We start from the raw sequence: 24,928 nt of genomic DNA on the forward strand, positions 1-24,928 counted from the left end.
CGAGTCGCTCAGCGGACGCCGAGGGCATCGGCCACCGCCACCGGGTCGACGGGAATCGCTTCCACCTCCGGCATGTCCGCCAGAGCGGTATCCGGGTCCTTGAGGCCGTTGCCGGTCACCGTGCACACGACGGTGGAACCCGGCTCGATCCAGCCGTCCGCATGGGACGCCAGGAGTCCGGCGACACTGGCCGCGGACGCGGGCTCGACGAAGACGCCTTCCTTGCCCGCCACGAGACGATAGGCCTCGAGCAGCTTCTCGTCGGTGGCCGCGAGGAAACGACCACCGGATTCGTCCTTCGCGGCGACGGCCTGGTTCCAGCTCGCGGGCGATCCGATGCGGATGGCGGTCGCGATGGTCTCCGGGTCCTTCACCGGGGCGCCGTTCACCAGTGGTGCCGCTCCGGCGGCCTGCACGCCGAGCATGCGCGGCAGCGAGTCGCTGATCCCGTCGGCGTGATACTCCTTGTAGCCCTTCCAGTACGCGGTGATGTTGCCCGCGTTGCCGACCGGGAGAGCATGGACGTCGGGCGCCCGTCCCAGCACGTCGACGATCTCGAAGGCGGCCGTCTTCTGCCCCTCGATGCGCGACGGATTCACCGAGTTGACGAGTTCGATCTCGTCGAACTCCGCGGTGGCCTTGCGGGCCAGTTCCAGGCAGTCGTCGAAGTTGCCCTGCACCTGAATGATCTTGGCGCCGTGCATAACCGCCTGCGCGAGCTTGCCCATGGCGATCTTGCCCTCGGGAATCAGTACGGCACAGGTGATTCCGGCGCGTGTCGCGTAGGCGGCCGCGGATGCCGAGGTGTTGCCGGTCGATGCGCACAGCACAGCCGTCTTGCCGTTGTTGACCGCGGTGCTGACCGCCATGGTCATGCCCCGGTCCTTGAAGGAGCCGGTCGGGTTCAGACCCTCGACCTTGAGGTACACCTCGCAGCCGGTCAGTTCGGAGAGGTACGGAGCGGCGATGAGCGGCGTGCCGCCCTCCAGCAGGGTGACGACCTGCCAGTCGTCCTCCACCGGGAGGCGGTCGCGGTAGGCCTCGATCAGACCGGGCCAGCGACGATGAATCGGGGACGCGTTACTCATGGGTTCCTTCCAAACGCAGCACACTCGACACTTTGATGACCGAATCCATATCTTCCAGGGCCTCCACGGTGTCCGACAGCGCCTTGTCCGGCGCGCGGTGGGTCACCACGATGAGGCGGGCGTCCTCACCTGCACCTTCCTGGCGTACCGCGGCGATGCTCACCGAGCGTGCGGAGAACTCCCCGGCGACCTGCGACAGCACGCCGGGCCGGTCGGCCACGCGCATGGACACGTAGTAGCGCGTGGGCACGTCGTCCATCGGCGCGATCGGCAGCGACGCATAGGTCGACTCCAGCGGCCCACGGCCGCCGTGCACCTTGTTGCGGGCGGCCATCACCAGGTCGCCGAGCACCGCCGACGCGGTCGGCGCACCGCCCGCGCCCTGGCCGTAGAACATCAGCCTGCCCGCGTTCTCCGCCTCGACGACCACGGCGTTGAACGCGCCGTTCACCGTCGCGAGCGGATGGTCGAGCGGAATCAGCGCGGGATAGACACGCGCCGAAACCCGTTCTCCCCCATCGTCGTCGCGCACCCGCTCGCAGATGGCGAGGAGTTTGACGGTGCAGTCGAATTTCTTCGCGGCGACGAGATCGGCGGCCGACACCGTCGTGATGCCCTCGCGGTGGACGTCGGCGGCGGTCACCCGGGTGTGGAATGCGATGGACGCCAGGATCGCCGCCTTCGCCGCGGCGTCGAAGCCCTCGACGTCGGCGGTCGGGTCGGCCTCGGCGTATCCCAGGCGCCCTGCCTCGGCCAGCGTGGACGCGTAGTCGGCGCCGGTCTCGTCCATGGCCGACAGGATGAAGTTGGTGGTGCCGTTGACGATTCCCGCGATCCAGTTGACGGTGTCGCCTGCCAGCGACTGCATCAGCGGTCGCACCACCGGGATGGCACCCGCGACGGCCGCCTCGAAGTACAGGTCGACCTTGGCATCGGCGGCCGCGGTGGCGAGTTCACCCGTGTACTCGGCGAGCAGCGCCTTGTTGGCCGTGACCACCGACTTGCCGTTCTCCAGCGCCTGCCGGATCAGACCGCGTGCCGGGTCGATACCGCCCATCAGCTCGACGACGATGTCCACGTCGTCGCGGGCGACCAGTGCGGCCGGATCGTCGGTGAGCAGATCGGGCGAGATGCCGCGATCCTTGGCCAGGTCACGGACGGCGACCCCGCGCAGAGCGAGTGGCGCACCCACCCGGGCACGCAGATCACCGGCGTTGTCCTCGATGATCCGGACGACCTCGGTACCGACATTGCCCATGCCGAGGACCGCGACACCGATTGTGCGGCTGTCGGATTCGTTCGTGGTACTCATTCTTGGGCCACCTCCAGGCTCAGGAAGTCGTCGATGGTCTCGCGACGGATCAGCAAACGGGATGTACCGTCCGCCACGGCGGCCACGGCGGGCCGATTCGTCAGGTTGTAGCGGCTCGACATCGAATAGCAGTAGGCGCCGGTCGCGGCCACCGCGATCAGATCACCGGGCGCCAGGTCGCCCGGCAGCCAGCAGTCCTTGATGACGATATCGCCGCTCTCGCAATGCTTACCGACGACGCGGCACACCACGGACTGCGCGTCGGACACCCGGGACGCGAGCCGCACATCGTATTCGGCCTGATACAGGACCGTCCGGATGTTGTCGCTCATACCGCCGTCCACCGAGACGTAACGGCGGGTGACGCCGTCGCGGATCGCGACGTCCTTGATGGTGCCGACCCGGTAGAGCGTGACGGTCCCGGGACCCGCGATGGCCCGGCCCGGCTCGACCGCGATGGTCGGCATCGGCAGTCCAAGGGCCGACGACTCATGCCGCACGATCTCCGCGAGACGTTCGGCCACGGTGTCTATGGGCAGCGGATCATCTTCGGGCACATAGGAAATGCCGAGTCCGCCGCCGAGGTCGACGATGGAGAGCTGTGCGGTCTTCTCCACACCGAACTCCTCGACCACCTCCGCCAGCAAACCGAGCACACGGTGGGCGGCCAGATCGAAGCCGTCCATGTCGAAGATCTGCGATCCGATGTGGCTGTGCAGTCCGACGAGCCGGAGGTTGTCGGTGGCGAAGACGCGGCGCACCGCGTCCATGGCGACGCCGCCGGACATCGAGAACCCGAATTTCTGGTCCTCGTGCGCGGTGGAGATGAACTCGTGGGTATGCGCTTCCACACCGACCGTGAGCCGGATCAGAACGTCGGCGACAACGCCACGCGCACCGGCCAATTCGTCGAGCCGCTCGATCTCGATCATCGAGTCGAGCACGATATGCCCGACTCCGGCGTCCAGCGCCATCGCCAGCTCATCGACCGTTTTGTTGTTGCCGTGCAGCGCGATCCGATCGGCCGGGAAGCCCGCACGCAGCGCCACGGTGAGTTCACCGCCACTGCACACGTCGAGCGACAGACCCTCCTGCTCGACCCAGCGGGCGATCTCCGACGACAGGAAGGCCTTCGACGCGTAGTGGACTCGTCCGTACGGACCGAAGGCCTCTCGCATGTCGGCGCACCGGGACCGGAAGTCCGCCTCGTCGACCACGAACAGCGGTGTGCCGTAGGTGTCGGCGAGTTCGGAGACCCCGACTCCGGCCAGGGTCAGCTCCCCCGCGTCGTCGCGAGATGCGTTGCGGGGCCAGACATTCTCCGGAATCTGCGCGATGGTCGCCGGGTCGTGGGGACGATCGGCGAGATGCGGTGCGGCCGCCGCCTCGGACTGCGGGACCGAACCCGCGCCGCCGTTCACATGCGCTCCGGTGCGCTGACGCCGACCAGATCGAGGCCGTTGGCGAGTACCTGGCGGGTGGCCGCGCACAGCGCGAGCCGTGCGGAGTGGATGTCGCCGGGTTCCTCGTCACCCTGCGGCAGCACACGGCACCGCGCGTAGAAGCGGTGATACGCACCGGCCAGCGATTCCAGATAGCGGCAGACCCGGTGCGGCTCACGGAGTTCCGCGGCCGTCGCCACCAGTGCGTCGAAGTCGCCGATGGTGCGGATCAGGTCGCCCTCGGCCGGGTCGTCGAGCAGATCGAGGTGATCGGTCGACGCGGTGAGCCCGAGTTCTGCGGCGTTACGGGCCAGCGCGGACAACCGCGCGTGCGCGTATTGCACGTAATAGACCGGGTTCTCGTTGGACTGCTTGCGGAGCAGGTCGAGATCGATGTCGATGTTGACGTCCACCGACGAACGGATCAGCGAATAGCGCGCGGCGTCCACGCCGACGGCGTCGACGAGATCGTCGAGGGTGATGACGGTTCCCGCCCGCTTGCTCATCCGCACCGGCGTGCCGTCGCGCACCAGGTTCACCATCTGTCCGATGAGCACCTCGATGGTGTCCGGGTCGTCGCCGAGTGCCGCGGCCGATGCCTTGAGGCGGGTGATGTAGCCGTGATGATCGGCGCCCAGCATGTAGATGCAGAGGTCGAAGCCGCGATTGCGCTTGTCCTTGTAGTACGCGATGTCGCCGGCGATGTACGCGGCGTCGCCGTCGCTCTTGATGACGACTCGGTCCTTGTCGTCACCGAAGGACGTGGACCGCAGCCACCAGGCGCCGTCCTTCTCGTAGAGGTTGCCGTTCTCCTTGAGTTCGGCGATGCACGCGTCGACGAGTCCCGAGGTGAACATCGAGTTCTCGTGGGTGTAGACGTCGAAGTCCGTCCCGAAGTCGTGCAGGCTCGTCTTGATGTGGTCGAACATCAGCTCGACGCCGATGGACCGGAAGGTTTCCAGCCGCTCGTCGTCGGGCTGTGACAGCACGTCGGGCACCTGCGCGACGACCTGTGCGGCGATGTCGCCGATGTAGTCGCCCGCGTAGCCGTCCTCCGGGGTCGGCCTGCCGGCCGCGGCGGCCTCCAGGGAACGGGCGAACCGATCGATCTGGGTGCCGTGGTCGTTGAAGTAGTACTCGCGGGTCACGTCCGCGCCGCGCGCGCCGAGCACGCGGCCCAGGGCGTCGCCGACCGCTGCCCAGCGCGTGCCGCCCAGGTGGATGGGGCCGGTGGGGTTCGCGGACACGAACTCGAGGTTGACCTTGCGGTTGCCCAATTCGTCGCCCCGCCCGTAGTTCGGCCCGGCCTCGAGCACGGTGGTCACGACGGTGTTCTGGGCGGCGGCACCGAGCCAGATGTTGACGAATCCCGGACCGGCGACCTCCGCTTTGTCGATTCCGTCGGTCGCCGCGAATGCCTCGGCGAGCCAGCCGGCCAGGTCGCGAGGTACGACGCCCAGCTTCTTGCCCAGCTGAAGAGCGATATTGGTGGCGTAATCGCCGTGATCGGCACTCCTCGGCCGTTCGACGACGACGGTCGCGGGCACCAGCGATTCATCGAGCCCGCGATCCCGGACAACGGTCAGGGTCACGGCATGCAGAAGCTCGGCGAGTGCGGCAGGAGTCACGGGTACCCATCCTATTGGCCGAGGAAACCTCACCTCCACCCGGACTCCTCCCAGGCGGGCACGGCATCGAGGGGCGTCGGGGCCCCGGTCGGTAAACTATCGGCCATTGCCCACCGAGACCATGTCGAGGCCGGGGGCGCCCGACCGCACAGGGGAAGATTCACATGGCTCGTAAGCCCGGGGCGCAGGTGCCCAAGACCCGCAAGACGAGCGGGGTGCCCGCGACGAGCGGCCGCCACCTCGACTGGACGGTCATCGGCGGTGTCCTCGTGGTCATCCTGCTGGTCGGCGGCATCGTCTGGTACCTCCTGCCGCGCTACCTCGATCAGCGGGAGGCCGCGTCACTCAAGCCGCAGACCGTCCAGGAATTCGTGCCCAGCCGCGAGAATCCCGACCCGTCGACGACTATCGAGGGCGTCACGAAGGTCTACTACAAGCCGGCCCAGCACGTGACCGCCGCGCAGCGGGTCGCCTACGACCAGAGCCCGCCGTTCGGTGGACCGCATGACGAGGTGTGGGCCACCTGTACCGGCATCGTCTATCCGAATCAGTTGCGCTCGGAGAACGCCGTGCACGCGCTGGAGCACGGCTCGGTCTGGATCACCTACAACCCGACGACCATCGGCGCCGACGACCTGGACAAGCTCAAGAAGAAGGTGACCGGCGAACAGTTCTTGTTCATGTCGCCGTTCCCCGATCAGGACAAGCCGATCTCGTTGCAGAGTTGGGGCCATCAGCTGAAGCTCGACTCGGCGGGCGACGAGCGCATCGACCAGTTCATCACCGCATTGCGTCGCAACACGACCCCCGGTGTGTACAAGGAGAATCCGCAGGAGGCGGCCTATCCCGAGACCCAGGCCGCGTGTGCGGCGATCCCCGGCGCCTTCGATCCGTCGAACCCTCCGGCCGCCGACAAGGGCGCTCCGGGCCCGGACGCGGTGAAGATGGACGGCTCGGGCGCGACAACTGCGGCCGACGAGGCAGGAGCGGCGGGTGCACCGGCTCCCGCACCGGCACCGGCACCGGCACCGGCGGGCTGAGGTGTCTGACGTGACGGATACCGAGGTGGTGGAGAACAGGTCGTCGAGGCGGACCGTCCTGACGGCGCTCGGCGTGATCGTCGCCCTGTTGATCGGTGTCGGCATCGGCCTGCTGCTGGCCGCCGGCCTGAACGACGACGATGCTTCCGCGGATGCGGTCCCGGCCGCCGATTCGGCCGCGGTCGGCTTCGCGCAGGACATGATCCGGCACCATGAGCAGGGTGTCGAGATGTCCACCATCGAGTTGGACCGCGGCACCGATCCGCAGGTCCGCAGCATGGCCTTCGACATCCTGACCGCACAGTCCAACGAGATCGGGCAGATGCAGTCGTGGCTGACGCGGTGGGGCTATCCGGTGATCAATCCGGACGCGCCGATGGCGTGGATGTCGCATCACGGCGCCGCAGCGAGCGAGTCGTCCGATGACGGCGATTCCCATGCGGGACACGACATGTCGGAGATGCCGTCGGCGGAGACGCCGCCGATGCCCGGCATGGCGACCAGCGCGGAGATGACGCGCCTGCGCTCACTCCGTGGCACCGAGGCGGATGTGTACTTCCTCCAGTTGATGCTGCGTCATCACGAGGGTGGCCTGCACATGATGGAGTACGCCGCCGACCCGAAGAACGTGCAACAGGGCTACGTCCGCGACCTCGCCTCCGGTATGAAACGGACGCAGGACAAGGAGATCGCGGTGATCACGCAGATGCTCACCGAACGACGTGCCGCGCCCCTGCCGATGAACTGACTCGAACAACTGACTTATCATCGTCAGCATGCAGGCAGCAGACGTCCTCTCCACCGTTCCGACCACCGCCGCCGAGGCGCTGGAACTCTACGATGCCGCCGACGCCGTCGATACCGAGGCGATGATCGGAACGTGGCGCGGTGCCGAGCTGGCCACCGGTCATCCGATGGACGGTCTGCTCGCCGCCAGTGGTTGGTGGGGAAAGCAATTCGTCGACGCCGAGACGGTCCACCCCCTGCTGTTCCCCACCCGCGACGGTTCCGCCCTGTGGGCGATGAATCCGGTGCTCGCGTTCAGCGGAACGGCACTCGCCAAGTTCCCGGCCGTGAAGAGCCGCTCATTCGTGACGCCGATCGCCGCCTCGCGGCTCGCCTGGCAGACCACCAAGCCCAAGGCCCGCTTGCGCACCACCCGATACCGCGGCGTCGACACCGCGACGATGGTGTACGACCAGCTGCCCATCAACGACGTGTTCCGCCGCATCTCCGACGACGTGGTGATCGGTGCGATGGACCAGCGCGGCCAGGACCCGTACTTCTTCCTGCTCCGTCGCGACGATTCGCTGCACCTGATCGACTGAGGTCACGGTCCGGACACGGTTCGGTGGGCTCGCTAACTTCGCGCGCCCACGCACCGACGTAGCTCGCATGGATGGACCGTCCGGTCCGTCAGGTCACGAGAGGACCCTCGCGATGCTCCGTCACACCACTCCGCGCACCGCGCGACTCGCAGTTCCGGCCGTTCTGGCCTGCCTGACGATCCTCACCGCCTGTGGCGGCTCCGACGACTCCGGCGCACAGACGGCGCCGGCGACCGTCACGATGCACGAGACCGTCACCGCCGCACCGGAGTCCGATACGGCAACGCGCCCCGACGACCGGCCCGGTGACACCACGGACGCGGCGACGCCTGCGACTCCCGCCGATAACCCCTCAGACGGAGCTGCGGCCGCCCAGGACGCGACGCTCTTCGAAAGGGCACCCGGCGACTACTACTTCATCTCGCCGTCGCGAAACATCTACTGCGCCATACGAAGTCCGCAGAGTTCCGCATCGGGACCCGACTACCAGTCCGGCTGCCAGGCCGCCACGAGTGTCAAACCCCTCTACGGACCCGCCTGCGCCAACTCCGGGTCCAACGCCTACATGGTGCGGTTCACCGGTCGGGGTGTCGTCCACGAGTGCACGAGCCAGGGGATCTTCGTCGAGCAGAACCCGCGCGTTCTCGAATACGGGCAGTCCCTCGCGGCCCACGGCATCACCTGCACGTCCAGCGAGGTCGGGATCACCTGCCGCCGAGAAGGTACCGGTTTCCGCATCTCCCGGGATATCAACACGCTCTTCCGCTGAGTGCTGACCATCGGAGGATTTGTCTGTACGGTGCCCCCGGCAGGAATCGAACCTGCGGCCTTCTGCTCCGGAGGCAGACGCTCTATCCCCTGAGCTACGGGGGCTCATCGGGCGAGGATCAGACTAGCGCATGGGCCCCGCCCGGTCCCAATCCCGTGGTCATGACACTCCGACGACACCGGAGAGTCGGACACGGGAGCCGTCGTCGTTGCGGATGACGTGCAGTTGGGACGGGATGCGGGCGCGGAGTTCGCCGACGTGACTGACCACACCGACCACCCGCCCGCCGGAGCGGAGTTCGTCGAGGACGCCCATGACGAGGTCGAGGGCCTCGGGATCGAGCGTACCGAAGCCCTCGTCGATGACGACGGTGTCCAGGACATGCCCGCCGGATTCGGCGGCGACGACGTCGGCGAGTCCGAGTGCGAGCGCCAGCGACGCGAAGAATGTCTCGCCCCCGGACAGCGTGGTGGTGGCGCGGGTGACGCCGGTGTACTCGTCACGGACATCGATACCCAGGCCGCCGCGACGTCCGCGGGGCCCTGCGGCGTCGGAGTGCACGAATTCGTAACGGCCCGAGGACATCTGGCGAAGACGCACGGAAGCGGCGACGAGGACCTCCTCCAGACGGGCGGCGAGCACATAGGACCGCAGCGACATCTTCCGTGCGTTCCGGCCACGTCCACTGACCAGGTCGGCCAGCCCCTGCACCTCGTCGTGGCGTTCCTGCGCCGGCGCGAGCGCGTCGGCGGCATTCCAGAAGTCGGCGACGTAGCGTTCGAGGTCGCTGACCCGCCGGACGGCCACCGCATGCTCCTTCGCGGTGATGTCGCGGGCCTCGCCAGCGGTCCGTGCCGCGGCTGCCACTGCCGCGACATCCACCGGCTCTGACTTCAGGGCGGAACTGACGGATTCGTCGGCCAGTGTGGACTCCGCGGCCGCACGGACGGCAGCGGCCTCTGCGATCTGACGCTCCCATTCGGCGATCTGCCGATCGGTGGCCACGGCGGCACGCGCCTGCTCGATGTCACCGAAGCCGACACCGGTGCACTTCTCGACGAGCCGCTCGGCGGCCGCCGTGCTGCGTGCGCGGGCCTGCGTCACCTCGTGTCGTGCCCGCCGGAACACCTCGGCGCGTCGGCACAGTTCACCGAGCTCGGTGCGGCGCTCGGTCACGTCGATCCGATCGCCCGTGGCGGCGGTGACCTCGTCGTCGAGTTCGGTCAGCGCCGCACGCACGCCGGTCAGGCGCTCACGACGGGCGGCCTGCTCCGCCTCGACGCCGCTGCGTTCGGTGCGCCAGGCGTCGATCTCGGTGTCGATCGCGTCCAGCGCCCGCGTCAACTCCGGAACCCGCCCGGCCAGACGCTCGGCCGCGGCGAGCGAGCCCGCCACCTCGCGTCGCTCCCGCGTCACCTGCTCGGCCGTTGCCGCACCGACGATCTCGTCGAGATGGGCACGCCGCTCCCCCAGTGCCACGAACGCACTCTCGGCACGGGCCTTCACCTCGTCGGCGGTCTGCACGGCGGCAACGGCGTGCGCCTCCTCGGCCTCGCCGACATGTCCCGCCGTGTCCCGCGACGCCGGTGCCGGGTGATCGGCCGCACCGCAGACGACGCATGGCTCCCCGTCGACCAGTTCGGATGCCAGTTCGGCGGCCATGCCCGCCAGCCGGCGCTCACGGATGTTCAACGAGTGTTCCCGTGCGGCACTGTGCTTGTCGCGCGCATCGAGCAGTGCCCGTTCTGCGTGAGTGAGCTTCGTGAGGACGGCGTCGCGCTCGGCGATGGCCTTGGCGACGTCGGCAAGGCGGTCCCGGTCTGCCTCCAGTCGTGCAAGCCCGGATCGCGCCTCGATCGCGCGGGTCAGTTCCCGTTCCGCATCGGCGCGACGCTCGGGAGCACGGTCGAGGGACTCGGTCACGTCGACGAGGCGCCGTGTGGCCGCGTCGATCCGACCGGTCAGCGCCTCGATCTCCGCCACCAGGGCCGGTCGCCGCGACAGCCGCTCAGCCAGGGGCTCGAGCCTGCCGGACTCGGCGCTCCAGCGCGCGATGGCCGACTCGAGTTCGGCGTCATCGGCCACCGGGCACAACGCGGCCCCATCCGGTAGCGCCGACAATGTGTCCTGTGTCGCAGCGCATTCGACCTCCGCGGCCGACAGCGCACTCGCATTCCGGTCCGCATCCTCGAAGAGCGAGGCCAACGGCGCGGCCTGTCGGGCGGCGCCGAGCGCCGAATGCGCGACGGCCAGCCCCGCAGCCCCCTGGGCCAGCGATGCCAACCGCGCCCGCGCGTCCTCGCCACGCCTGCGCAGTTCCGTGAGTGCCTTCCCGTGGTCATGTGCGGCCTGTGCCTGATCGGCGTGAGCCTGTGCGGCGGTGGCGATCTCGCCGAGTTCGGCCGCCGACGAACGCGCCGCGTCCAGACACCCGTGCGCCCAGGCCAGATCCGGTTCGGCCACCTCGGTTCCACCGAGCGCGACGATCTGACCGGCGATGCGGTCGAGCGTGGCGGTGCGTTCGGCGAGCGCGGCCGCACTATCCCTGGCTCGTTCGCGCAACCAGTCCTCGAGGTCGCCGAATCGCTCGGTGTCGAACAGCTTCTCCAGCAACTCTTCACGATCCTGGGAGGTCGCGCGGAGGAAGCGGGCGAAGTCGCCCTGTGGCAGCAACACCACCTGGAAGAACTGTTCGGCGCTCATCCCGAGCAACCGGTTCACCTCGTCGGCGATCTCCGGGATGCGTGTGAGGTTGACGCCGGAGCCGTCGACCCAGTCCAGGGTGGCCCGCGCGTTGACCTTGGTGACGCCGGTGCCACGCTTCTTCGGGCGCTCGTGATCCGGCGACCGGGTGATCCGCAGTCGGCGGCCCGCGATGGTCGCCTCCAGTTCGACCTCGGGTGCCACCTCGGCCGGGGCGTGGTCGGAATGCAAGCGCCGGTTGATATCTCGTGCACCGGGGACGCGGCCGTAGAGCGCGAAGGCGACCGCATCGAGCACGGTGGTCTTGCCCGCACCGGTCTGCCCGTGCAGGAGGAAGAGACCGTCGGCACCGAGTGCGTCGAAGTCGACGACGGTCTCGTCGGCGAACGGGCCGAAGGCCCGCATCCGCAGATGGTGCAGCCTCATGCGGACTTCGCCACCCCGGGTGCCACGTCGAAGAGCGCCCACTCACCGTCGACGACCACGGATTCCTCGGCGGGTTCGCCGATCACCGCGCGCACCGCGCGATCGATCAGGTCCCGCTCACCGGCGGTGGCGTCGTCGCGCACATCGGCGACGAAGGACGCGACGATGTCGGTGTCCGAGCGCCCGCGGACCCGCGACCGGTAGTCGATGCCGTCGCCGGAGTGCGGACGATCCCACTGGACATGCACGGCGTACGGAAAGCGTTCCCGGAGACGGCGCATCGCGTCGACCGGCCGCACGGCATCGGTGAGGGTCGCCTCGACATAGTCGTCCTCGGCGTCGCCGTAGCGTTCGTCGGCCAGTAGTTCGTCGAGGGTGCCGGTCAGTGAACTGAGTCCACGGATGCGCGGCAGCTCGTGGCGACGCACGTCGGCGACGCCGTCGGCGTCGAGGTCGATGAGCCAGACGGCCTTGCGGTCGGACCGCTCACCGAAGGAGTACGGCAGCAACGATCCGCTGTACCGCACCGAGGGCGAGATCTCCTGCGGCGAGTGCAGATGTCCCAGGGCGACATAGTCGACCCCGGAGAACACGTCGGCGCCAACGGTTTCCACGCCACCGACACTGATCGACCGTTCCGACCCGGACGCCGCCGCACCGACGACGAAGGCATGGGCCGCCACCACCGAACGCACCGGACGCGATGCGAGGTCGGCGCGTACCCGTTCCATTGCCGCGCCCAGAACCGCCGCGTGACTGCGGGCGTCATCGAGTCCGAATTCCCGTCGGACGGCGTCGGGTTCGAGATAGGGGATGCCGTAGACGGCGACCTCACCGTGCTCGTCCGGCAGCATCACCGGGCGGTCGATGTCGGCAATGGTGGTGCGCAGGTGCAACCCACCGGCCGCGGCGAACGACGACCCGGCGCCGAGTCGCGTCGGTGAATCGTGGTTGCCCGACGTCACGACGATCCGCGCGCCGGCCGCGGCGATCTCCGCAAGTCCCCGGTCGTACACACGGACCGCGTCGGCGGGCGGCACCGACCGGTCGTAGACATCGCCCGCGACGATCACCACGTCGACGGATTCCGCCGCGACCACCTCGGCCAGCGCGGACAGCGCACGCGACTGGTCACCCAGGAGCTCGACGCCGTGAAACGTCCGCCCCAGGTGCCAGTCGGAGGTGTGCAGGATCCGCATGGAAACACCGTACGAGCGTTCACCGACAGACTGCGGGAGGCGGCTCCGAGTGTCAGCCTGCGGCCGGGGCGCTCACCTCGTCGGTCTGCGAGGTCTCCGGCCGGGCTGCCGCCGCCGGAGCGCCCTGATGACGCGGGCGCACGAAGAGCAGGGCGACGGCCGCACCGATCACCAGCACGATGGCCGGCAGGTAGAGCGTCTGCCCCATCGCGGAGGCGAAGCCGCCACGGATGAACTCCGGAAGCTGTTGCACCGCACCGGCGTGTTCCGCGGTGGACGTGCCCGGCGGCAGTTCGGCCGCCAGTCGTGTCTGCATGAGCGCGGCGACCGCGGCGCTGCCCAGCACCGAACCGATCATCCTCGTTGTGTTGTACACACCGGCACCGGCGCCGGCCTGATGCCAGGGCAGGTTGCGGGTCGCGGTGGCCGCCAGCGGCGCCCAGATGCCCGCCGACGCGACACCCATCAGGCTCAGCGGGATGATCAACTGCCACACCGGGGTCTCCGGCTTGGTCAGCCAGCCGAGCAGTCCCGTGCCGAACCCCATCAGCAGCAGAGCGGACGCGATGATCACGCGGGGATGCAGAACGTCGACGAGGCGCCCGACAATCGGTGCGAGGATTCCGGAGATCACCGCCATCGGCACCATCATCACGGCGGACCGCGTCGGCGACATGCCACCGACCAGCTGCAGGAAGAACATCGCCGGGATGATCAGGCCGGACATGGCGAAGCCCATGGCCGCGATGCCCACGTTGGCGACGGAGAAATTGCGGTCGCGGAACAAGGACAGCGGCACCAATGGTTCGCCCTTGATCCGCGACTCCCAGAACAGGAACAGACCCATCAGGACCACACCCGCGACGATCAGCAGCCAGATCCAGCCGTTCCAGTCGTACTTCTCGCCGTCCTGGATGCCGAACACCAACGCGAACAAGCCGACCGCCGACAGCGCCACGCCGAGCCAGTCGAATTGATGATCGTGGGTGTCCACGGTCGGGACGAGCATCTGCGCCAGCACCAGACCCGCGATGCCGACCGGCAGGTTGACGAAGAAGATCCATTCCCAGCCGAAGCTGTCGGTGAGCACTCCGCCGAGGAGTGGACCGACCAGGGTGGCGACACCGGCCACGGTGCCCCACACGCCCATTGCCGCGCCGCGCTTCTCCGGCGGGAAGATGCGGGTGATCAGCGCCATCGTCTGCGGGGTGATGAGCGCGGCGCCTATGCCCTGGAGCGCACGTGCGGCGACCAATTCGCCGATGGAGCCGGAGAATCCGCACCAGACGCTGGCGGCGGTGAACACCACGAGGCCGACCTGATAGACCAGCTTCGGCCCGAATTTGTCGCCGAGACGCCCGGCGACCAGCAGCGGCACCGCATAGGTGAGCAGATACGCGCTGGTCACCCAGAGCACACCGTTGACGTCGGTCTGCAGTGCGACCTGGATCTGCGGCTGCGCCACCGCCACGATCGTCATGTCGACGAGGATCATGAAGAAGCCGACGCAGAGCGCCAGCAGTGCGGCCCAGGGACGCGTGGTCACCTGCACGGGCGCGGTCTGGTTGTGGGTCACGATCGGTCACCTTCCTGGTGAATGGTCTCGCTGTGCTGTGTCGATGCTGTGGATGTGCTGCCATCGCGGTACGGCGACCCCTCGTCGTCGAGCCACTCGATGGTGTGGTTCTTCAGCCGGTCGACGAGATCCTCGAGCCAGTCGATCTGCGCCCGGAGCGTCGCCTTCCGGCACCCGAAGTCGAGATAGAACATCTCCGGGACGCAATCGGCGGCCTCTCGTGCGACGCCGTCGATCGAGCCCAGCTCGTCGTGCATGGCCGACAACCTGACCCCGAGCAAATCGACGACGCGCGATCGCGGCAGACCGTGCGCCTCCGACAATGCGAGGTACAGCTCCGGATACTCCTCCGGATGACGGGCGAGGATGCGTTCGAGGCTGTCGTCCAACGCTTGTCGGCCCGCGTCGGTGATCGTGTAGACGGTCCGTTCGGGACGGTTGCCCTCCCGCACCACGTCCTGGACCTCGATCAGTTCCTGCGCGGCGAGCCGATCGACCGCGTGGTACACGGTTCCCGGACGCACCTTGACGAGCCGGTCCTCCCGACGGTCGATGGTGGTCTGGAACATCTCGTACGGATGCATGGGTCGTTCCGCCAGCAACCCGAGGAGCAGCACCGCCAATGGCGGTTGTGTCGCTCCTCCGGCCTCACGCATGCGATCCCTCCGATATCCCGGTCCAAATATTCCAGCTGGAATATACCGCTCCGAAGACGTGATGCCAACACCTCCGCACTCGTCGGTGCGAATCATTACTGTGGTTCGCATGAGTAAAGACGGCGAACCGGCCACGCCCGCGAGCACTCCCGGCAGCGCGCAGAAATCCGGTGTCTACGTGATGGACGGACAGGAGTTCGTCCGCGACGCCAAGTACATCGACACCCGCATCACCAAGGACGGACGCGACGGTTACCCGGTCGAGGCCGGGCGCTACCGGCTCATCGCGGCGCGGGCCTGCCCCTGGGCGAATCGCACGATCATCGTCCGCAGACTCCTCGGTCTCGAGGACGCGTTCTCGATGGGACTCGCGGGCCCCACGCACGACGCCGACTCGTGGACCTTCGATCTCGACCCGGGCGAGGTCGATCCCGTACTGAAGATCCCACGGCTGAAGGACGCCTACGAGAAGCGCTTTCCCGGATATCCCAAGGGCATCACCGTGCCCGCCATGGTCGACATCCCGACGGGCGAGGTGGTCACCAACGACTTCGCACAGATGACCATCGACTTCTCGCTGGAGTGGACCGACTTCCACCGTCCCGGCGCACCAGAGCTGTATCCGGAACACCTTCGCGACGAGATCGACGAGGTCAACCGCGGCGTGTACACCGAGGTCAACAACGGCGTCTATCGGTGCGGCTTCGCCGGCGACCAGACCGCCTACGACAAGGCCTACGACCGCCTGTTCACCAAGCTCGACGAGCTGTCCGAGCGGCTGTCGTCACAGCGATACCTGGTGGGCGACACCATCACCGAGGCCGACGTGCGCCTGTTCACCACGCTGGCGCGATTCGATCCCGTCTACCACGGCCACTTCAAGACCAACCGTTCCAAGCTGTCGGAGATGCCGGTCCTGTGGGCCTACGCGCGGGACCTGTTCCAGACGCCCGGATTCGGTGACACCATCGATTTCCGGCAGATCAAGGAGCACTACTACATCGTGCACCGGGACATCAATCCCACCGGGATCGTCCCGAAGGGTCCCGATCTCACCAACTGGCTGACCCCGCACCATCGGGAAGAGCTGGGCGGCAGGCCGTTCGGTGACGGCACACCACCCGGCCCCACTCCCCCGTCCGAAACCGTCCCCGCAGAGAATTGGGTACCCGTTCATGGCTGATCGCAAACAGTCCCGTCACGGCGCGAACGAGCCGGCACCCGCCGCATCCGGCAAGGCCGTCGCGGTCACCGGCGGCATCCTCGACAAGGCGCAGAAGCTGCAGGCGCCCGCCGTCGCCAAATACGTTCGCGGCCTCCGGGAATCACACCCCGACGAATCGCCCGCACAGATCATCGCCCGGCTGGAGAAGCTGTACCTGACCGCCGTCACCGGCACCGGTGGCGCCGTCGGTGCCACCGCGGCCATCCCGGGTGTCGGCACGATGACGGCCGTCGGTGCGATGGCGGGCGAGACCGTGTTCTTCATCGAGGCGTCCGCCCTGCTGGCCCTGTCGATCGCCGAGGTGCACGGAATTCCCCTGCACGACAACGAACGTCGCAAGACGCTGGTCTTCGCGGTGGCGCTGGGCGAAGAGGGCGTGGCGGCCGTCGGGAAACTGGTCGGCGCGCGCGGCGGTGCTCTCCGCAAACTCGGCACCGCGGCCGTCCCGGGCGGCGGGGTCGCGAACCTCAACAAGAAGTTGATCGGCAAGCTCACCAAGAAGTTCGCGGTCCGGCGCGCGCCGCTGGCCCTCGGCAAGCTGATGCCCGCGGGCATCGGTGCGGCGATCGGCGGCGTCGGTAACCGCGCCATCGGCAAGAAGGTCATCGAGAACGCACGTGAGGCCTTCGGTCCGCCGCCGACGTCGTGGGCCGGCGGTCAGGTCGTCGATTCGCATGTGGTGGCCGGCGAGATCCCCAGTGGCGGGTCCGGTTCCACCACACACCGGTGACGGAGCCGTCACCGACACCGACAGCTGACGCCGGCGACCGCGGATGGATCCGGCGTCTCGTCGCCCAATGCCTGCATCACCGGGGCCTGGTGGCCGTCGCTCTGGCGGTGACCGCGGTCGGTCTGGCGGTCGACCTGGTGGCCCCGCTGCTCGCGAAGGCCGCGATCGACCACGCCACCGGCGTGTCCCGGGACGGTCTGTCCATCGGCGTCATCGTCGCGGCGCTGCTGGTGCTCGCCGTCGTCCGGTACGGCGCGCAGTTCGGCCGCCGGCTCACCGCGGGCCGCCTGTCGATCAGCGTGCAGAACGATCTGCGGCTGAAGCTGCTGGACACGCTGCTACATCTGGACGGCAACGCGCAGAACCGGATTCGGACCGGACAGATCGTCTCCCGATCCATCTCCGATCTGCAGATCGTGCAGGGACTGCTGGCCATGGCGCCCCTGTCGGCGGGAGCGGCCGTCCAGGTCGTCATCGCCCTCGGCATCATGATGTACCTGTCGCCGCTGCTCACCTGCATCGCGCTGCTCATCATCCCCTTGGTCGCTCTGGCCGTGGTTCGGTCGAGACGACAGTTGTTCGCCGCCACCTGGTCCGCGCAGCAATCCGCCGCCGACGTCGCACAGCACGTCGAGGAAACGGTCACCGGCGTCCGGGTCGTCAAGGGTTTCGGCCAAGAACGCCGCGCGGTCGACGAACTCGTCGCCCTGGCCGGCACCCTGTTCTCCCGGCGGATGCGGGCGGGAAAGATCAACGCGCGCTTCGCCCCCACCATGGCGGCCATCCCACAACTCGGCATGGTCGGGGTCATCGCGGTGGGCGGCTGGCTGACGATGCACGGCCAGATCACCGCGGGCACCTTCCTCGCGTTCACCACCTACATCGCGTCGATGACGGCGCTGGCCCGCCTGCTCACCAACCTGATCGTCAGCGCGCAACTGGCGCGTGCGGCCGTCGATCGCGTGTACGACGTCATCGATCATCCGCTCGACCCGGCCACCGGCAACACGCTCGAACTGCCGCCGGGTCCGCTCGGATTGCGATTGCGCGACATCGCCTTCGGCTTCGACGGGCGCGAGGTCCTCGATGACGTCGACCTGACGGTGGATCCCGGCGACTGTGTGGCCGTCGTCGGGCCGCCGGGCTCCGGGAAGTCGACTCTCGCCGATCTCGCGGGGCGGTTCTACCGTCCCGACTCCGGAACGGTGGAACTGCTGTCCGGCGGCGAGGCCTTCGATGTCGACGACCTGTCACCGGATGCGCTGCACCGCGCCGTGTCGGTGGTCTTCGACGAGCCGTTCCTCTACTCCGACACCATCGCCGCGAACATCGTCCTCGGCACGGACGAGGTCGTCGATGCGGATGCGCCCTCGGCCCGCCTGCTCGCCGCCGCCGAGGCCGCCGACGCCCTCGAGTTCATCGACGAGCTGCCCGACCGGTTCGCGACGGTCGTCGGCGAACGCGGGCTGACCCTGTCGGGCGGGCAGCGACAGCGCATCGCGCTGGCGCGTGCGCTGTATGCCGATCCGCGGATACTCGTGCTCGACGACGCCACCTCCGCGGTCGACGCCGCGACCGAGGGCCGGATTCTTCGTCGGCTGCGGGACGAACGGCGGACGATGCTCGTTCTCGCACACCGGCGTTCGACGCTGCTTCTCGCGGACCGGGTCGCCGTGCTCGACGACGGCCGGATCATCGACGTCGGCACGGTCGCCGAGCTCGACGAGCGGTGCCCGCTCTTCCGCGCTCTGATGGCCTCGGCCGACCCCGCCCTGGCCGGGCAGCCGGTGGAAGGGGTGCAGTCCGCTCCCCCGACCATCGACGAACTGTGGCCCGAGCTCCCCGACGATCTGCGCCCGCCCGACGACCCGGCATCCGCGCGACTGCCCGCCGGACCGGCACGCGGTCCCGGCGGCGCGGGAGCGCGGGGTGGTGGCGGAGTGGCCGGCGCCCTGGGCTCCATGCCCGCCACGCCCGAACTGACCGCGGCCGTCGACGCACTGCCGCCCGCCGACGAGGATCCCCACGTCGATGTCGCGGCCGTCCGCGCCCCGGAACCGAACTTCACACTGCGTGGCCTCCTGCGGCCGGTGCGGTGGCTGCTGGCCATCGCGATCGTCGCGATTTCCGTGGACACCCTTGTCGGACTTGGTTTCCCGTCGCTGGCCCGCGTGATCATCGATGCCGCGACACGCACCGATGAACGCATGCTGTGGATCGCGACCGCGATCGGTGTGGCGCTCGTCGCCATCGGCTGGCTCGCCACGGCCGTCATGACCGTCACCTCCACGCGCGCCGGCGAGCGGGTGCTGTTCGGTCTGCGCATCCGCAGCTATGCACACCTGCAACGGCTGGGCCTCGACTACTACGAGCGCGAATTGTCCGGACGCATCATGACGCGCATGACCACGGACGTGGACGCGCTGTCGACGTTCCTGCAGACCGGACTGACCACCGCGGTCGTCGCGGCGCTCACCCTCGTCGGCGTCAGCATCGCGCTGATCGTCACCGCCCCGCTCCTCGGTGCCCTGATGCTCCCGGTGTTCCCGATCCTGATCGTCGCGACCGTCGTGTTCCGGCGGATCTCCTCGCGCGCATACACCCGCTCACGCGAGTTGGTGAGCATCGTCAACGCCGACTTCCAGGAGAACATCGCCGGCATCAAGACGACGCAGACCTACCGGCACGTCACCCCGGCCACGCGACGTTTCACCCGACGCACGCACGACTGGGTTCGCGCCCGGATGGTCTCGCAGCGCGCCATCTCCGTGTATTTCCCGTTCATCACCTTCATGTCCGACGTCGCGACCGCGATGGCCATCGGGGTCGGCGCACATCAGATCCGCGAGGGCACCCTGTCGGCGGGCACGCTCGTCGCGTTCGTCCTCTACCTGTCGATGCTCTTCGGCCCGGTGCAGCAGCTGTCGCAAGTCTTCGACGGTTACCAGCAGGCCGCGGTGGGACTGCGCCGCATCGCCGATCTGCTCCGCACTCCGAGCTCACTGACCCGGAGCACATCGCCGGCACCGATCGGTCCGGACGGATTCGACGGCGACGTCCGATTCGACGACGTCGGATTCCGGTACTGGGGCTCGGACCGGGACGCACTCACCGACGTCGACCTCCACATCCCGGCGGGCACCTCGCTCGCACTCGTGGGTGCGACGGGTGCGGGCAAGTCGACCATCGTGAAATTGCTGGCGCGGTTCTACGACTCCACCACCGGATCGGTCCGCATGGACGGCACCGACATCCGCGATTTCGACCTCCTCGACTACCGGCATCATCTCGGTGTCGTACCGCAGGAGGCCCACCTGTTCACCGGCACGGTCGCCGACAACATCGCGTACGGCAGGCCCGACGCGGACCGCACCGAGATCGCCGCAGCCGCCCATGCGGTGGGCGCCGCCCGGATGATCGCGGACCTGCCGGGCGGGATGAATCATCCGATCGGCGAACGCGGTCAGGGACTGTCGTCCGGGCAACGGCAACTCGTCGCGCTGGCCCGGGCCGAACTCGTCGATCCCGATCTGCTGCTTCTCGACGAGGCCACCGCGACCCTCGATCAGGCGACCGAGGCACAGGTGCTCGCCGCCGGGGAAGCCGTCACCCGGCGGCGCACCGCGGTGATCGTCGCGCACCGGCTGGCTACCGCGGCACGCGCCGACCGGATCGCCGTCGTCGACCACGGCCGCGTCGTCGAGTCGGGAACACACGCCGAATTGCTGTCGTTGCCAGGAAGGTACCGCGCGTTCTGGGAGGCCGGTGTCGACCCGGACGCCGACGGTACCGCCGCCGCCGGTGAGACGCGGCCGAGGTGACCCGACCCGGTGAGGTCCGGCGCACATTGCGCGCCGCGCCCGCGTAGCATCAGCAGGTGGTTCACCGTGTGCGCTCCACAAGAGTCACCCGCACGGTGACAAGGGACCCGACACCTTCAGGGAATTGAGGCGAGAAAGCGCTGTGAGCAGCTCGACGACGGACTTCGGACAGAATGCTTGGCTGGTCGACGAGATGTACCAGCAGTACAAGAAGGACCCCAGTTCGGTCGACCCGAGCTGGCACGAACTGCTGTCCAACTACGACCCCACCTCCAACGGCAGCGATGCGAAGGGCACCGACGGGAACGGCGCCGCGCCGAAGAAGGCCGCCGCGACATCCACGTCGACCGCGTCGGCTCCGGCGACGAAGGCCGTGACCCTCGATCAGCAGCCGACCGCGGCACCGGCACGGAAGCCGGGCCCCACACCGGAGGCGCCCGCCACCAAGGCGGCATCGGGTCAGAGCAACACCAGCCGCGACGGCTCGGCACGGTCGCAGAATCGTGTCGCGGAGAAGACGCCCACCAAGGTCGCCGAGAAGGCTCCCGCCCCGAGCACCCCGAGCGACGACCAGTCGAAGGTGCTGCGCGGCGCGTCCGCGGCGGTCGTCAAGAACATGAACACCTCGCTCGAGGTGCCGACCGCCACCAGCGTGCGCGCCATCCCGGCGAAGCTGATGATCGACAACCGCATCGTCATCAACAACCATCTGGCCCGCACCCGCGGCGGGAAGATCAGCTTCACCCACATTCTCGGTTACGCGATGGTCCAGGCCATCAAGTCGTTCCCGAACATGAACAATCACTTCGCCGAGATCGACGGCAAGCCGAATGTGGTGACGCCGGCCCACACCAATCTCGGGCTCGCCATCGACCTCGTCGGCAAGAACGGCCGGTCACTGGTCGTCGCGGGCATCAAGAACACCGAGACCATGAATTTCGCGGAGTTCTACACCGCGTATCAGGAGATCATCCGCCGCGCCCGGGACGGCAAGCTCGGCGCGGAAGACTTTGCCGGCGTGACGATCTCGCTCACCAACCCGGGCACCATCGGTACCGTGCACTCGGTGCCGCGGCTGATGAAGGGCCAGGGCGCGATCATCGGCGCCGGCGCCATGGAGTACCCGGCCGAGTTCCAGGGCGCCAGCGACGAGCAGATCGCCGAACTCGGTGTCGGCAAGCTCATCACCCTCACCTCGACCTACGATCACCGGATCATCCAGGGCGCCGAGTCCGGCGACTTCCTGCGCACCATCCACGAACTGCTGCTGTCGGATGCGTTCTGGGACGAGATCTTCACCGCGTTCCACATCCCGTACGAGCCGGTCCGCTGGCGCCGCGACATCCCCGCGGGTTCGGTCGACAAGAGCACCCGCGTCCTCGAACTCATTGCCGCATACCGCAGTCGCGGGCACCTGATGGCCGACATCGATCCCCTGATGATGGACAGCGATGCCCGAATCAGCCATCCGGATCTCGATGTCCTCACCTACGGGCTGACCCTGTGGGATCTGGATCGCACCTTCAACGTCGGCGGCTTCCACGGCCAGGAGAAGATGAAGCTCCGCGACGTCCTGTCGATCCTGCGGGACGCCTACTGCCGGCACGTCGGCATCGAGTACGCGCACATCCTCGAACCCGAGCAGCAGAAGTGGCTGCAGGAGCGGGTGGAGATCAAGCACGTCAAGCCACCGGTGGCCGAGCAGAAGTACATCCTCTCGAAGCTGAATGCCGCCGAGGCCTTCGAGACCTTCCTGCAGACGAAATACGTTGGGCAGAAGCGCTTCTCACTCGAGGGCGCGGAAGCCGTCATCCCGATGATGGACGCGGTGATCGATCAGGGCGCCGAATACGACCTGCGCGAGGTCGTCATCGGCATGCCGCACCGCGGACGTCTTAACGTTCTCGCGAACATCGTCGGCAAGCCCTACTCGAAGATCTTCACCGAGTTCGAGGGCAACCTGAATCCGTCGCAGGCCCACGGCTCGGGTGACGTGAAGTATCACCTCGGAGCCGAGGGCAAGTACTACCAGATGTTCGGCGAGAACGAGATCAACGTCTCGCTGACGGCCAATCCGAGCCACCTCGAGGCCGTCGACCCCGTGCTCGAGGGTCTGGTGCGCGCCAAGCAGGATCAGCTCGACGACTCCGAGCAGTTCGGCATCCTGCCGCTGATGCTGCACGGCGACGCCGCGTTCGCGGGTCAGGGCGTGGTGCCGGAAACGCTGAACCTGGCACAACTGCCCGGTTACCGCACCGGCGGCACCGTGCACATCGTGGTCAACAACCAGGTCGGTTTCACCACCGCGCCGGAGCATTCGCGGTCCAGTGAGTACTGCACCGACGTGGCGAAGATGATCGGTGCACCGATCTTCCACGTCAACGGTGACGACCCGGAGGCCTGCGTGTGGGTCGCCAAGCTGGCCGTCGATTACCGCGAGGCCTTCCACAAGGACGTCGTGATCGACCTCGTCTGCTTCCGCCGCCGCGGTCACAACGAGGGCGACGACCCGTCGATGACCCAGCCGGCCATGTACGACGTGATCGACACCAAGCGCGGTGTCCGCAAGAGCTACACCGAAGCCCTGATCGGTCGCGGCGACATCTCGACCAAGGAGGCCGAGGACGCACTCCGCGATTACCAGGGTCAGTTGGAACGGGTCTTCAACGAGGTCAAGGAACTCGAGAAGTACACCCCCGAGCCGAGCCCGTCCGTGGAGTCCGACCAGACGCTGCCGACCAAGCTGGTCACCGCGGTGGACCAGGCGACGCTGGAGACCATCGGCAACGCGTTCGTCGACGTCCCCGAGGGATTCAGCCCGCATCAGCGGGTGAAGCCGGTTCTGCAGCGCCGTCAGGAAATGGCCAAGCAGGGCAATGTCGACTGGGCCTTCGCCGAGTTGCTGGCCTTCGGTTCGCTGGTCATGGAGGGCCGGGACGTCCGTCTGTCCGGCCAGGACTCCCGCCGCGGCACCTTCACCCAGCGCCACTCGGTCCTCATCGACCGGGAGAACGGTTCCGAGTACACGCCGCTCAATCACCTGAAGACGGCCGACGGCTCGGAGAGCACCGGACGCTTCATGGCCTACGACTCCCCGCTCAGCGAGTTCGCGGTCGTCGGCTTCGAGTACGGCTACTCGGTGGGCAACCCCGACGCGCTCGTGCTGTGGGAGGCCCAGTTCGGTGACTTCGTCAACGGCGCGCAGTCGATCATCGACGAGTTCATCAGCTCGGGCGAGGCCAAGTGGGGCCAGCTGTCCGACGTGGTGCTGCTGCTGCCGCACGGCCACGAGGGCCAGGGACCGGACCACACCTCCGGCCGCATCGAGCGCTTCCTGCAGTTGTGCGCTGAGGGTTCGATGACCGTGGCACTGCCGTCGACCCCGGCCAGCTACTTCCATCTGCTGCGCCGCCACGTGCTCGACGGCATCAGCCGTCCGCTGATCGTCTTCACGCCGAAGTCCATGCTGCGCAACAAGCACGCGGTCTCCCCGATCGAGGACTTCACCGACGACAAGTTCCGTTCGGTCATCGACGATCCGAAGTTCACCAAGGAGGACGGCGACCGCAGCAAGGTCAAGCGGGTGCTGCTGGTGAGCGGCAAGCTCTACTACGAGTTGGCCGCCCGCCGCGACAAGGAGAACCGCGACGACGTCGCGGTGGTCCGCATCGAGCAGCTGTACCCGGTGCCGCATCGCCGGCTGCGCAACACCCTCGAGCAGTATCCGAACGCCACGGACTTCCGCTGGGTGCAGGAGGAGCCGGCCAACCAGGGACCGTGGCCGTTCCTCGGCCTGTGGCTGCCCGAGGTGCTGCCGGATCTGCTGAGCGGACTCCGCCGGATCTCGCGGCGCGCGATGTCGGCGCCGTCGTCGGGGTCGAGCAAGGTCCATGCCGTCGAGCAGCAGGAGATCCTCGACGAGGCCTTCAGCTGACCGACGCCGTAGGCACACTCGGGCGGGACCTCCGGGTCCCGCCCGAGTTGT

General features: G+C 68.0%; 16 protein-coding genes and 1 tRNA gene. 8 read left to right on the forward strand and 9 right to left on the reverse strand.

Translation table 11 applies throughout. From position 1 onward, the window contains the following. Window positions 1-8: 8 nt before the first annotated feature. From thrC to argS, 4 genes are read right to left on the reverse strand one after another with little or no spacing between them, the layout of a single operon-like run. Entirely contained in the window at window positions 9-1,088 is a 1,080-nt protein-coding gene (thrC, locus tag AC4JJG_RS00175) for a threonine synthase (protein WP_495399531.1), read from the reverse strand. Next, complete coding sequence (locus AC4JJG_RS00180) at window positions 1,081-2,400, reverse strand: homoserine dehydrogenase (protein ID WP_495399530.1); 1,320 nt, start codon at window positions 2,398-2,400, stop codon at window positions 1,081-1,083. Before AC4JJG_RS00180 ends, thrC begins: the two co-directional genes overlap by 8 nt. Then, entirely contained in the window at window positions 2,397-3,821 is a 1,425-nt protein-coding gene (gene lysA / locus AC4JJG_RS00185) for a diaminopimelate decarboxylase (RefSeq protein ID WP_495399529.1), read from the reverse strand. Before lysA ends, AC4JJG_RS00180 begins: the two co-directional genes overlap by 4 nt. Then, a complete protein-coding gene (gene argS / locus AC4JJG_RS00190) occupies window positions 3,818-5,470 on the reverse strand; it encodes an arginine--tRNA ligase (RefSeq protein ID WP_495399528.1) in 1,653 nt (550 codons plus the stop codon). The genes lysA and argS overlap by 4 nt, the downstream gene beginning before the upstream one ends. A gap of 164 nt (window positions 5,471-5,634) precedes the next feature. On the opposite strand from argS, the gene AC4JJG_RS00195 reads away from it, so the two are divergent. From AC4JJG_RS00195 to AC4JJG_RS00210, 4 genes are all read left to right on the forward strand, one after another. After that, window positions 5,635-6,510: a thioredoxin-like domain-containing protein gene (locus AC4JJG_RS00195; RefSeq protein ID WP_495399527.1), complete on the forward strand. Its 876-nt coding sequence runs from the start codon at window positions 5,635-5,637 to the stop codon at window positions 6,508-6,510. Window positions 6,511-6,520: 10 nt separating this feature from the next. Beyond that, window positions 6,521-7,258 carry a DUF305 domain-containing protein gene (locus tag AC4JJG_RS00200; RefSeq protein WP_495399526.1) on the forward strand — a complete coding sequence of 246 codons (738 nt, stop codon included), beginning with the start codon at window positions 6,521-6,523 and terminating at the stop codon, window positions 7,256-7,258. A 28-nt stretch (window positions 7,259-7,286) separates the two neighbouring features. Next, window positions 7,287-7,838, forward strand: coding sequence for a DUF4334 domain-containing protein (locus AC4JJG_RS00205; RefSeq protein ID WP_495399525.1), 552 nt, complete (start codon window positions 7,287-7,289; stop codon window positions 7,836-7,838). Window positions 7,839-7,950: 112 nt separating this feature from the next. Further along, the gene (locus AC4JJG_RS00210) at window positions 7,951-8,607 is read left to right on the forward strand and encodes a DUF6636 domain-containing protein (protein ID WP_495399524.1); all 657 of its coding nucleotides are present in this window, start codon (window positions 7,951-7,953) and stop codon (window positions 8,605-8,607) included. A gap of 31 nt (window positions 8,608-8,638) precedes the next feature. On the opposite strand, the gene AC4JJG_RS00215 is transcribed toward AC4JJG_RS00210, so the two are convergent. The 5 genes from AC4JJG_RS00215 to AC4JJG_RS00235 form a co-directional block, all read right to left on the reverse strand. Then, window positions 8,639-8,711 (reverse strand) — tRNA-Arg (locus tag AC4JJG_RS00215). A gap of 55 nt (window positions 8,712-8,766) precedes the next feature. Continuing rightward, window positions 8,767-11,736 carry an AAA family ATPase gene (locus AC4JJG_RS00220; protein ID WP_495399523.1) on the reverse strand — a complete coding sequence of 990 codons (2,970 nt, stop codon included), beginning with the start codon at window positions 11,734-11,736 and terminating at the stop codon, window positions 8,767-8,769. Beyond that, entirely contained in the window at window positions 11,733-12,935 is a 1,203-nt protein-coding gene (locus AC4JJG_RS00225; protein ID WP_495399522.1) for an exonuclease SbcCD subunit D, read from the reverse strand. Before AC4JJG_RS00225 ends, AC4JJG_RS00220 begins: the two co-directional genes overlap by 4 nt. 52 nt (window positions 12,936-12,987) lie before the next feature. Beyond that, window positions 12,988-14,511: an MFS transporter gene (locus tag AC4JJG_RS00230; RefSeq protein WP_495399521.1), complete on the reverse strand. Its 1,524-nt coding sequence runs from the start codon at window positions 14,509-14,511 to the stop codon at window positions 12,988-12,990. Further along, a complete protein-coding gene (locus AC4JJG_RS00235) occupies window positions 14,508-15,167 on the reverse strand; it encodes a PadR family transcriptional regulator (protein ID WP_495399520.1) in 660 nt (219 codons plus the stop codon). The genes AC4JJG_RS00230 and AC4JJG_RS00235 overlap by 4 nt, the downstream gene beginning before the upstream one ends. Window positions 15,168-15,276: 109 nt before the next feature. Here AC4JJG_RS00235 and AC4JJG_RS00240 point away from each other — a divergent pair, with 109 nt between their 5' ends. The 4 genes from AC4JJG_RS00240 (at window position 15,277) to AC4JJG_RS00255 (ending at window position 24,877) form a co-directional block, all read left to right on the forward strand. After that, window positions 15,277-16,350 (forward strand): glutathione S-transferase family protein, encoded by a 1,074-nt coding sequence (locus AC4JJG_RS00240; protein WP_495399518.1) that lies wholly within the window; start codon window positions 15,277-15,279, stop codon window positions 16,348-16,350. Then, window positions 16,343-17,122 carry a hypothetical protein gene (locus tag AC4JJG_RS00245; protein ID WP_495399517.1) on the forward strand — a complete coding sequence of 260 codons (780 nt, stop codon included), beginning with the start codon at window positions 16,343-16,345 and terminating at the stop codon, window positions 17,120-17,122. Before AC4JJG_RS00240 ends, AC4JJG_RS00245 begins: the two co-directional genes overlap by 8 nt. Next, window positions 17,119-20,943 (forward strand): ABC transporter ATP-binding protein, encoded by a 3,825-nt coding sequence (locus AC4JJG_RS00250; RefSeq protein ID WP_495399516.1) that lies wholly within the window; start codon window positions 17,119-17,121, stop codon window positions 20,941-20,943. The genes AC4JJG_RS00245 and AC4JJG_RS00250 overlap by 4 nt, the downstream gene beginning before the upstream one ends. A gap of 142 nt (window positions 20,944-21,085) precedes the next feature. Beyond that, entirely contained in the window at window positions 21,086-24,877 is a 3,792-nt protein-coding gene (locus AC4JJG_RS00255) for a multifunctional oxoglutarate decarboxylase/oxoglutarate dehydrogenase thiamine pyrophosphate-binding subunit/dihydrolipoyllysine-residue succinyltransferase subunit (protein WP_495399515.1), read from the forward strand. Window positions 24,878-24,928 lie beyond the last annotated feature (51 nt).

The sequence above is a fragment of the Gordonia sp. B8661-1 genome, from assembly GCF_059427765.1.

What these genes read in the sequence shown, in the direction of transcription:
- thrC (WP_495399531.1), bottom strand. Translation starts at nt 1,088, where the DNA reads ATGAGTAACGCGTCCCCGATTCATCGTCGCTGGCCCGGTCTGATCGAG.
- AC4JJG_RS00180 (WP_495399530.1), bottom strand. Translation starts at nt 2,400, where the DNA reads ATGAGTACCACGAACGAATCCGACAGCCGCACAATCGGTGTCGCGGTC.
- AC4JJG_RS00195 (WP_495399527.1), top strand. Translation starts at nt 5,635, where the DNA reads ATGGCTCGTAAGCCCGGGGCGCAGGTGCCCAAGACCCGCAAGACGAGC.
- AC4JJG_RS00205 (WP_495399525.1), top strand. Translation starts at nt 7,287, where the DNA reads ATGCAGGCAGCAGACGTCCTCTCCACCGTTCCGACCACCGCCGCCGAG.
- AC4JJG_RS00210 (WP_495399524.1), top strand. Translation starts at nt 7,951, where the DNA reads ATGCTCCGTCACACCACTCCGCGCACCGCGCGACTCGCAGTTCCGGCC.
- AC4JJG_RS00220 (WP_495399523.1), bottom strand. Translation starts at nt 11,736, where the DNA reads ATGAGGCTGCACCATCTGCGGATGCGGGCCTTCGGCCCGTTCGCCGAC.
- AC4JJG_RS00225 (WP_495399522.1), bottom strand. Translation starts at nt 12,935, where the DNA reads ATGCGGATCCTGCACACCTCCGACTGGCACCTGGGGCGGACGTTTCAC.
- AC4JJG_RS00235 (WP_495399520.1), bottom strand. Translation starts at nt 15,167, where the DNA reads ATGCGTGAGGCCGGAGGAGCGACACAACCGCCATTGGCGGTGCTGCTC.
- AC4JJG_RS00240 (WP_495399518.1), top strand. Translation starts at nt 15,277, where the DNA reads ATGAGTAAAGACGGCGAACCGGCCACGCCCGCGAGCACTCCCGGCAGC.
- AC4JJG_RS00245 (WP_495399517.1), top strand. Translation starts at nt 16,343, where the DNA reads ATGGCTGATCGCAAACAGTCCCGTCACGGCGCGAACGAGCCGGCACCC.